Origin of the sequence: Actinoplanes subglobosus (genome assembly GCF_042650585.1) — a bacterium.
GTDB lineage: Bacteria > Actinomycetota > Actinomycetes > Mycobacteriales > Micromonosporaceae > Actinoplanes > Actinoplanes subglobosus.
The window spans coordinates 551,047-557,046 of the sequence record NZ_JBHSBL010000017.1 but is presented as its reverse complement, the minus strand read 5'-3'; the positions used below and the strand labels follow the sequence as shown (position 1 = coordinate 557,046).

At 72.7% G+C, this 6,000-nt stretch carries 3 protein-coding genes and 1 pseudogene; 2 read left to right on the top strand and 2 right to left on the bottom strand.

Annotated elements, in window-relative coordinates; genetic code table 11:
* Nucleotides 1-2,534, bottom strand: a 2,534-nt coding sequence (locus ACFO0C_RS20515; protein ID WP_378068245.1) for an ATP-binding protein, incomplete at its 3' end; no start/stop codon positions are given.
* 313 nt (nucleotides 2,535-2,847) lie between these two features.
* Entirely contained in the window at nucleotides 2,848-3,066 is a 219-nt protein-coding gene (locus ACFO0C_RS20510) for an FmdB family zinc ribbon protein (RefSeq protein WP_378068244.1), read from the bottom strand.
* Between the two features lie 948 nt (nucleotides 3,067-4,014).
* On the opposite strand from ACFO0C_RS20510, the pseudogene ACFO0C_RS20505 reads away from it, so the two are divergent.
* Both ACFO0C_RS20505 and ACFO0C_RS20500 read left to right on the top strand, forming a co-directional pair.
* Nucleotides 4,015-4,830, top strand: a pseudogene (locus ACFO0C_RS20505) (lytic murein transglycosylase); the annotation flags it as partial.
* A gap of 132 nt (nucleotides 4,831-4,962) precedes the next feature.
* A complete protein-coding gene (locus tag ACFO0C_RS20500) occupies nucleotides 4,963-5,982 on the top strand; it encodes a GNAT family N-acetyltransferase (RefSeq protein WP_378068242.1) in 1,020 nt (339 codons plus the stop codon).
* Nucleotides 5,983-6,000 lie beyond the last annotated feature (18 nt).

The window sequence follows — 6,000 nt, the reverse complement described above, 5'->3', positions numbered from 1 at the left end:
GCCGCACCCCGGAAGCCGTGCCGCAACCGGGACCGCAACGCCACCACCAGATGATCATGGGCGGCGACCAGGTCACCGCGGCGAAGCGCGACCATACCCAACAGCCAGTCGACTGCACGGCGGCCACGGTCCTCGGGGCGCGCCGCCTCCAGATGGCGGGAGGCGCCCAGCAGGTCGGCGGCCTCGGTCAGGGCCTCACGGCGCCAGAGCAACTCGGCGAGCGTGAGGACGGCAGGGAAGGCGGTGGCCGGGACACCGCCGCGCTCGGCCACGGCGATCACGTCTCGGCAGTCCTGCTCGGCGGTCGCGGAATCACCGCCGGTCAGCGCCACGCGGGCGACCCGGATACGGAGCGGCAGCGCCGGGTCGGCGGACCGCTCGGCCTCGGCCGCCTCCTGCACGGCGATCATCTCGGCCGCGGCACGGATCGCCGGCGCGTCGTCCGCCGCAACCGGGCCCGCCTCCGCGGTGAGGTCCCCCGCAACCGGGCCCGCCTCCGCGGTGAGGTCCCCCGCAACCGGGCCCGCCTCCGCGGTGAGGTCCGCAGCAACCGGGCCGGCCGGCGTGGTGACGCCCGCCGCCGCCTCGGCCGTGGCTTCGGCGAGGGCCAGGAGGCGTTCGCGCTCGGTTCGGTCGGTGGTGAGGCCGGCGTGCACCAGGTAGCCCGTGGCCAGGTCCGTCGCGGGCACGTCGGCCGGCAGGTGCGGGTAGAGGGCGGCGAGCAACTGCCGGCCGGAACGGGTGTCGCCGTGTTCGCGCCACCAGGGGTCGAGCGCGGCGGCCAGCCGTAGACCGGCTGCCACGTCGCCGGTCTCGGCGGCCCACCGGAGGGCGCCCTGCCATTCGGCGACCCAGGGGCTCAGCTCGGTGAGGGAGAGCGGGCGCACCTGGTTCTCGGTGTCGGCGGTGATCCGGTCCAGGGCGTTCAGCGACCAGGTGAGGTGGCGGTCGCGGGCGGCCGGTTCGTCGCCGGTCGCGGCGAGACGGCGCAGCGCATAGGCACGGACCTGCTCGGACAGCCGGTACCGCGGCCCGGGCGTGACGTCGACGAGCGACTTGTCGGCGAGTTCGGAGAGGGCGCTGAGGGCCTCCGGGTCGAACCACTCGACGGTCGCGAGGTCGACCGGGCCGGCGAAGACGGCGAGACGGCGCAGCAGTTCGGCGGCCCGGCGGCCGAGGGTGCGGTAGGACCAGGTCAGGTTGTTGGCGAGGCTGGCGTGCCGGCCGTCGCCCGCGGCGTCGTTGTCCAGCGCGCCGAGCGGGTCGTCGAGGCGGCGAGCCAGCTGTTCGGCCGGGAGCAGCCGCAACCGGGCGGCAGCCAGCTGGATCGCCAGCGGTGACCCTTCGAGGCGGGCGGCGAGCCGGGCCAGCTGCGGGTCGCCGTCGCCCGGCTGCCCGCCCTGCGCGGCCGCCGCCCGGTCACGGAGCAGGGCGAACGCGTCGGCCGGCACGAGCGGCGGGATCCGCCACACGGTCTCGCCGGCCAGCGCCAGCGGTGCCCGGCCGGTGGCCACGACGTCGAGACGGCGGCAGCGGCTGAGGAGCCGGTGGACGAAGGTGGCGGTCAGCGCGGGCGCGGCGTCACAGGTCTGCAGCACGACCAGCATGCGCCGCTCGGCGCACCCCTCGACCAGCGTGTCGATCATCGGCCGGCCCGGTTCGGGGCGCAGGCCGAGGGCCGCGGCCAATGCGGCGGGCAGGCCTTTCACCGCGGCGGCGGCATCGATCGTCCAAACACCGCCGGGGTACGCCGGAAGCAGCTGCTCGGCCACGGCATGAGCGAGGCGCGTCTTCCCGGATCCGCCGGGACCGACGACCGTGACCAGGCGGTGGTGACTGATCAGCCCGGCCAGATCGGTCAGCTCGGTGCGGCGGCCGACGAACGGCGTGTGCTCGGCCGGAAGGTTGTGCCGGGGCGCCTGGGCGGTCCGTGGGTGCGGGAAGTCCCGTTCCAGCCCGGGCGCCATCACCTGGAACAGCCGCTCGTCGTCGTCGAAGCCGCGCAGCCGGTAGGCGCCGAGGTCCAGCAGGTCGACGGTGGCGAGGGTGGCGGCGGCAGCGGCACCGGTCGATCCGCCGGTCGTGGCGGCGTAAGTGGCGGTGACCGCGAGGGCGGTGGCCTCCGAGCAGAGCACCTGGCCACCATGTGCGGCAGCGGACACCCGGGCGGCCCGGTGCACCTCGGCACTGGCGTATTCCTGGCCGATCGGAACGGCGCGACCGGTGTGCAGTCCCATCCGGACGCGGGGTACCGCGTCGGGTCGCGGCCAGTCGTGTGCGGACAGTCGGCGCTGTGCTTCGACGCATGCCGCGAGGGCCGCGTCGGCATTCGAGAAGGCTACGAAAAAGGAGTCACCCTCCGTGAGGAGCTCGACACCACCGAAGTCTTCGAATACACCCCGTAGCACTGCCCGATGCGCTCCGAGAACGCTCCGGTATGCCTCACCGAGCATCCGGGCAAGTCGTGTCGAGCCCTCGATGTCGGTGAACATAAAGGTCACCAGGCCACTGGGTAGCTCGATCCGTCCCGACACGGTGGAACCTCCGCCCCCTTTGGGAAGTCGCGAATGATGGTGCCGTATCTCTGCGTCACCGCCCATCGTAGAAACGGACGGTAATCGTGTGCCCGCCATGGACGACCCCTTACGGAGGACATCGTGATCACGACATCGACCGGAGGCATACGGGACTACGCGTCTCGTAACGAAAGAGATCGAACGCGGAAACGCCGCGCGCGGCCAAAACCGCGGCGACGTCCGGGAGTACACGTACGGGGCAACGAATCGCCACCAGGAGCGAGGAAAAGGTCACCGGCCGAAGTCGACAGCGGGGCGGCCCGGGGTGGTGTCAGCAGCCGCATCCTCCGCCGCAACAGCCGCCACCACCGCCGCCGGACGGCGCCGGCGTGGCCGTGCCGCCACGGCCGGTGACGGCGACTGTGGACAGGAGCTTGACGGTGTCGGCGTGCCCCTGCGGGCAGTCCGCCGGGTCAGCCGCCGCACGCATCGGACGGCTGACTTCGAACGTGGCGCCGCACGCGCGGCACCGGAACTCATAACGCGGCATCCGACCAGCGTAGGGCCCGTGCGGTGGGCCGTGCACGGGGAGTTCGGAGAGGAGTTGCCGGACCGTTGCCGAGGCGTTGTCCACAGGCGGTCGGCGTCCCTCCCGAGAGTGGTTTCCGGCGGGTAGGGTCGACCCGTGGTGGAGGCGTCGAACATCCCAGCAGAGCGGCCGGAGCTGCGTTCCGCGGCGCCGCATCAGGGCGGTCCGCTGGGCAGTTCCGGTGCGGCCCCGGGCATCCCGGAGGAGTCGGCTGCCGAGCCCGCCGCTCCCGCGCCCGCGGAGCAGGCCGCCGCCAGAAAACTCATCCCGGCGCAGCGGACCGGCGGCACCGACAAGACCTCGCCCGAGACGACCTCGCCTGAGGAAGCGGTCGCTGAGGCGCGTGCCGACACGCCGGCCACCCCCGGCGGCGACAAGACCGAGGCCGGAGAGGCCAAGACGGGCTCGGAGCCGCCAGTCGGTGCCGCACCGGCGGCGGGAGCCGCGCCGACGGTGGGGGCAGCGCCGACCGTGGGCGCGGTACCGACCGTCGGTACAGCGACGCCGGCAGGGGCGACGCCGACTACAGGCACGGCAGAACCCGCGGGCATGCCAGGCACGGAAGCCGCGGGGGCGGGCGCCGCAGTTGCTGGCACGGCAGGCACAGGCACGGCGGGCACGGGCACGGGTACGGCAGGCACGGGTACGGCAGGCACGGGCACGGCGGCCGCGGGTGCGAGTGCTCCGGGCGCGACGGCTGCGGGCGCGACGGGCGCGGGCGCTCCGGGCGCGGGCGCGACGGGCGCGGGCGCGGATGCTCCGGGCGCGGGCGCGACGGGCGCGGCGCCGGGGAGCAAGAAGCGGCGGATGCGGCCTCTTCGGGCGACCGGTCGTGGTGTGCGGGCTGTCTACACCTGGACCAGGGGGCCGACCGGCCGGGTTGTGGTTCCGGGCGTTCTGGTGGCGACGCTCGTCGTGCTCGCCGGGACATTCGGGGCCTATCTGGTGCCCCAGGCGCTGGAGGCCAAGCCGACGCCGAGTGCCACTCCGGCGTTCGGCGTGGATCCGCAGGGTTCGGTGCCTCCGGCCGAGTGGGCGACACCCGGCGGCCAGGCGCCCCTGCCGGGCACCGGGACCCTGCCGCCGAACAATCCGCTGCCCGGGGTGACCACCGGCCTGCCGGGTGTGGTCCCGCCCGTGGTGAACGCCGCACGGCCCGCCGACGCGCTGGCCTCCTGGGCCGAGCAGGTCGGGACCCGGGTCGGTATCCCGGTGGTGGCGGTGCAGGCCTACGGCTATGCCGAGCTGGTGCTCGCGCAGACCAACCCGGGCTGCCGCCTGGACTGGACCACCCTCGCCGCGATCGGCAAGGTGGAGTCTTCGCACGGCAGTTTCAACGGGGCGGTCCTCGGCGCCGATGGTGTGGCGCAGCCGACGATCCTCGGGCTGCCGCTGGACGGTCAGGGTGGCCGCCAGTTGATCACCGACACCGACCGGGGCGCGCTGGACCAGGACACCACCTATGACCGGGCGATCGGGCCGATGCAGTTCATCCCGTCGACCTGGAAGGAGACGGCGATCGACGCCGACCGGGACGGCGTGGCCAACCCGAACGACATCGACGACGCGGCCCTGACGGCGGCGGTCTACCTGTGCAAGGGCAGCCGCGACCTGTCCAGGCCGGACTCCTGGTGGGACGCCATCCTGTCCTACAACGCGGTCCGCCCCTACGCGCAGAAGGTGTATGCCACCGCCGACGACTACGGCCGGCGCAGCAAGCTCTGACCCGAGGAGTCCGCTGGGGACCGCCGGCGAACGAGGCACACATCGGCGATCTTCGCGACGCTGAGTGAGCGCAACCGTACTTTTGCGTGGTCAGCACTTCCCTGGAGGTCTCACAAACGGCACGATGTACCCGTGAGGGTGCGTGAATGGGATCCCCGCTCCGCGTCCGCGGCCGAGGTCAACTCGCTCGTGGAGACGGTCAACGCGGTCTTGGCGGTCGATCTCCCGGATGATCCACCCTGGCGGGACGTGCAGGTCAGGGAGTATCTGGCCGAGACCATGCCGGGCGAGCGCAGGATCACCTGGATCGCCGAGGACGATCGCCTCCCGGAAGGCGAGGGAAAGATCTTCGGGCACGTGAACATCCTGCTGCTCGGGGACATCGGTGTGCTCGAGGTGCTGGTCCGGCCCGAGTTGCGGCGCCGCGGCCTGGGCCGGCAGCTGGTGGCGGTGGCGACGCGTCGCGCCTATCTGGAAGGTTTCTCGTCGATCGGCGTCGAGGCGATCGGCGGCACGTCGGCGATCCCGTTCTACGAGTCGCTCGGCTTCGAGCGGGAGTATGTGGAGACCCGCAGCGTCCTCAACCTGGACACGGTGGACTGGCAGGCGCTCGGCGGGATGGCCAGCGGGATCAGCGCCGGTTACCGGATCGAGTACCACCCGGGCGGCCCACAGGATCATCTGCTGGCGGCCTATGCGCAGGCCAAAGCCGAGGCGCAACGTGACGACGACGATCTGGACCTGGCGCCGCGCTCGTCGGATCCACAGCGGCTGCGCGAGTCGTTGGAGACTCTGCACCGGCGCGGGCTGAAACCTTACATCGTGCTGGCGATCCACGAGGCGACCGGCAGTGTGGCCGGTCTGACCGAGGTGGTCGTCCCGGCACAGCACCCGGAGCGGGCCGATCAGTACGACACGATCGTCGTCCGGGAACACCGTGGCTACGGCATCGACCGGGCGATCAAGGCGCGGATGCTGTTCGAGTTACGGGCCGCCGAACCGACGCTGCGTCAGGTGCAGACGTGGAACGCGCAGCACAACGAGTCGATGCTCAAGGTCAACGCCGAGCTGGGCTATCAGTCGGACCGTGACTGGTTCGAGTACATCGCCGACGTCACCCAGCTGGTCCAGTCCCTGGAGCCGACCGCGTAGGTCCCCGCGGCTGGCCCT